We start from the raw sequence: 3,827 nt of genomic DNA, 5'->3' as shown, positions 1-3,827 counted from the left end.
TGGAAAAGGGACTAAGCCTAATCAATGCAGGGCATTACGGCTTGGAGCATTTCTTTGTACCTTATATGAGCGGTTTAATCCGCCGACATTTTCCGGAGATAGAGATTGTGGAAGAAGAAATCCGATTTCCGGGGAAAATATGCTAAGATTAGCCGATAGTATGTCTATACAATATAAAAATACGGAAATACAATGAAAATAGTAAGCGGAAAGGAATAGAAAGGAGTGCAGTATGCAGGTGACATCCAAGGGAAAAAGCATCGAAGTGGAAAAGGGGAGTCGATTTCAGGACATAGTGCCTCTTTTCCAAGAGCAGAATCAGTACCCTCTACTTTTGGCCAAGGTGGGAAGTAAGATATATGAGCTGCATAAGAAGGTGCCGGAAGAGGACTGCGAGATTGAATGGATAACAATCCAAAATCGCATCGGTTTACAGAGCTATCAGCGTTCCGCTGTTTTTATGCTTTTAAAGGCTTTTTTTCATCACTGTAAAGGAGTGAAGGACTTTAATGTAACAATTGATTACACACTTGGCGGCGGATTTTACGGCGAGCTGCCCTACGGACTAGAGCGCAACGAGCCGAATCTAAAAAACCTAAAAGACGCCTCGCTCGTTAGCTTTAGCGGCGATAAGCTCTTTGGCTCCGTGCAGTGCGGCATAATCCTAGGTAAACGCGAGCTCATCGCAAAGCTAAAGAAAAATCAGCTATTAAGAATGCTGCGCGTGGATAAGGTGATCATATCGCTACTGGCCGAGAGCGTCAAAGCCTACGCAAACCGCGAATTTGAGCTTATCACGACGGTAAAGCAGCTCTATAAAAGCGTGGACGATCTTGAAAACACGGCAAATTTTATAAACTCGCAGCTAAAAACTCCGCTTGAAATCGTGCGCACGACGACTTTCGTAGGCGGCGGCACTATGCCAAACAAACGCATACCTAGCGTCGCGCTGGCTGTCAAAGGAAACGCGAACGAGAACGAGGCTAAATTTAGGAAAAATCTCGTGATCGGGCGCATCGAGGAGGGCAAATTTCTGCTTGATCTTCGCAGCGTACTAGACGCGGACGTGCAAAATTTGATAGAAAAAATCAACGAAACGGATGAAAAATGAGCTTAATAATAGGAACGGCCGGGCACATCGACCACGGCAAAACGGCGCTGATAAAGGAACTAAACGGCTTTGAGGGCGACAGGCTAGAGGAGGAGCAAAAGCGCGGGATCACGATCGATCTTAGCTTTTCAAATTTGAGCAAAAACGGCGAAAATATCGCATTTATCGACGTGCCGGGGCATGAAAATTTGATCAAAACGATGATCAGCGGCGCGTACGGATTTGACGCGTGCCTTTTTGTCGTGGCGGCAAACGACGGTCTAATGCCGCAGTCTCTGGAGCATTTGGAGGTTTTAAACATCCTTGGCGTTCGCTCACTCATCGTCGCGCTAACTAAATGCGACCTAGCGAGCGCAGAGCTAATAGAGCAGCGAAAAGGCGAAATTTACTCCGCCGCGCAAAACTACAAAAATCTGCAAATTTTGGAGATTTTCCCGGTTAGTATCAAAGATAGCGCGAGTATCGACGAGCTGCGAAATTATCTTTTCACGCTAAAGGCGGCCAACCGCGAGCAAGAGGGGGTTTTTAGATACTACATCGACCGCGTTTTTAGCCTAAAAGGTATCGGAAACGTAGTCACGGGCACCGTGATAGAGGGCAGCGTGAGCAAAAACGAGAAGCTGTTTAACTATGACGCGGGCAAAGAAGTGCAGGTGCGAAGCGTGCAGAGCCACGATACCTTCGTCGACCGCGTGGGCGTGAGTAGCCGCGTGGCGCTAAATTTGACTGGTATCGAGCTAAATGATCTAAAAAAAGGCCAGTTGCTTAGCAAAAAGGGCTTTTTTAGGGGATTTCTCGAGATAGACGCGATCGTTTTCGCTCGCGAGCTAACGCACGGCGAAAGCGTGACGTTTTGCGTCGGTGCAAAGGCCGCGCCCGCAAAAGCGCTGGTTCTTAGCGAAAAAGACGGTGGGATATTTGCGACGTTTAAATTTGAAAGGGATATGTTTTTAAAATTTGACGAGCCGTTCGTACTCATCGCAAATGGTCGCGTCATAGGCGGCGGCAGGGTACTAAACGCCGTGAGCGAGCCGATGAAAAAATCAAGCAAAATTTCGTTTTTAAACTCGCTGCTCAAAAAAGATTTCGTAAGCGCCTTTGCGATGCTAAAAGATACGCATAAAAACGGCTTTGGTATCATCTCGGCCTATCAGCGTTTCGGGCTAAATCACGAGGAGGCCGTCGCTATCGCAAAACAAACGCCAAACGTATTCGTCGATGAAAAGGCGCTAAATATATACGATCTAAGCGCGGTCGATAGGATAAAAAGCGCGGTCAAATTTATGATAGAAAAGAACGAATTTGCGGTATTTTCGGCTACGAGCATCAGCCTAAAGCTCTCATGGGCTAGCGAAAACATCGCTCAAAAGGCGCTTGATGAGCTAGAAAGCGCGGGCATGATCGCTAAAAACGACGGCGTCTACACCAAAACGGGCGTGGATATGAGCAAGCTAAAAATCAGGCTCGAGGAGAAAATTTACGAGATTTTGCAAAGCGGAAATTTAGCTCCCCTGGCGCCCTATAACATCTACGACGAGCTTGAGATCGACCGTGTTAGCGGCGATAACGCGCTAAAAAAGCTAACTGGCATCGGACGCGTGGTTAGGCTCGCGCACAATCTTTTCGTAACGTCAAAAGCCCTAAACGAGGCGCTTGCCAAACTAAAAGCCATCATCGCCGCGCAAGGATCCGTAAACGTAACAAACGCGAAAGAGGCGTTAAATTTGAGTAGAAAATACATAATCGCCTACCTCGAGCAACTCGATCTAGATCCAAATATAGTAAAAAACGGCACGGATAGAGTTTTAAAAGCGTGATTTTTTATCTATTTATAAAAAGCTAATATAATCCGCGCAAATTTTTAAAAAGGAATGAAATGAAAAAAATAGTTTTGTCGCTAATGGCGGCCTCTGCGATGTTTGCGGCGTCAAACGAGCAAGTAGTCGGTTTTTATTCGCAGATGGTCGGCGAGGGCGTGAAAGTAAATGTAACTGAGCGCAAACCGTTAACCGACGGAATCGAAGCGGTCGTGGTAAATTTGAGCAACGGTCAAGTCAGCCAAGACGAGGTTATCTTTACTAAAGGCGACCTACTTTTCCCTGATATCATCGACCTAAAGGCGCAAAAAGCCTATTTGCAAGAGATAAAAAAGGAAATAGCGGCGAAAAATATCTCAAAAGTCTATAAAAACGAGCAAAAAGAAAATATCATCACTCTAGGAAACGACTCTAAAAAGCCGACTATCGTGATGTTTTCGGATCCCGAGTGCCCATACTGCCGCCTAGAGCTTGAAAAGATCGAAGCTACGCTAAAAGAGAGCAACGTAAAGCTAATCTTAACTCCGGTTCACGACGTTTCGTCTTTACAAAAAAGCTTTTTGATCTATAAAGACGCAGCAGGCGCAAAAACAGATAGCGACAAGATCAAAATTTTAAGAAAGTATTTTGCGGACGACTATAAGGTTGCAGACGGCGCCGTTAGCGATGCTGACGTTAAAGCGATGGATAATTTAAGACAAAAATACTCCGCAGCCGGCGTTCGCTCCGTGCCTTTCATAGTAAATTTAAGCGACCTTCAAAAATAACATCTAACGCAAATTTGAGCTAAATTTGATAAATTTGGCTCAAAACCCCAAATTTACATAAAATATACTTTTATAACTTGATATGTAGTATTGAAATTTAAGCTAAATTTCAGGTTATCTTAACTATTTATT

Annotated in this window: 3 protein-coding genes; all 3 read left to right on the top strand. The window is 45.0% G+C overall.

Annotated features, from left to right (window positions below; translation table 11 throughout):
• Nucleotides 1-232 precede the first annotated feature (232 nt).
• From Q0200_RS09385 to Q0200_RS09375, 3 genes are read left to right on the top strand one after another with little or no spacing between them, the layout of a single operon-like run.
• On the top strand, nucleotides 233-1,111 hold the full coding sequence (locus tag Q0200_RS09385; RefSeq protein ID WP_297940635.1) for a hypothetical protein: 879 nt from the start codon (nucleotides 233-235) through the stop codon (nucleotides 1,109-1,111).
• The gene (selB, locus tag Q0200_RS09380; RefSeq protein ID WP_297940634.1) at nucleotides 1,108-2,928 is read left to right on the top strand and encodes a selenocysteine-specific translation elongation factor; all 1,821 of its coding nucleotides are present in this window, start codon (nucleotides 1,108-1,110) and stop codon (nucleotides 2,926-2,928) included. The genes Q0200_RS09385 and selB overlap by 4 nt, the downstream gene beginning before the upstream one ends.
• A gap of 59 nt (nucleotides 2,929-2,987) precedes the next feature.
• Nucleotides 2,988-3,695 (top strand): thioredoxin domain-containing protein, encoded by a 708-nt coding sequence (locus tag Q0200_RS09375; RefSeq protein WP_297940633.1) that lies wholly within the window; start codon nucleotides 2,988-2,990, stop codon nucleotides 3,693-3,695.
• Nucleotides 3,696-3,827 lie beyond the last annotated feature (132 nt).

Source organism: uncultured Campylobacter sp., from assembly GCF_938045225.1.
Lineage (GTDB): Bacteria > Campylobacterota > Campylobacteria > Campylobacterales > Campylobacteraceae > Campylobacter_A.
This window is presented reverse-complemented; position numbering and strand designations above follow the sequence as displayed.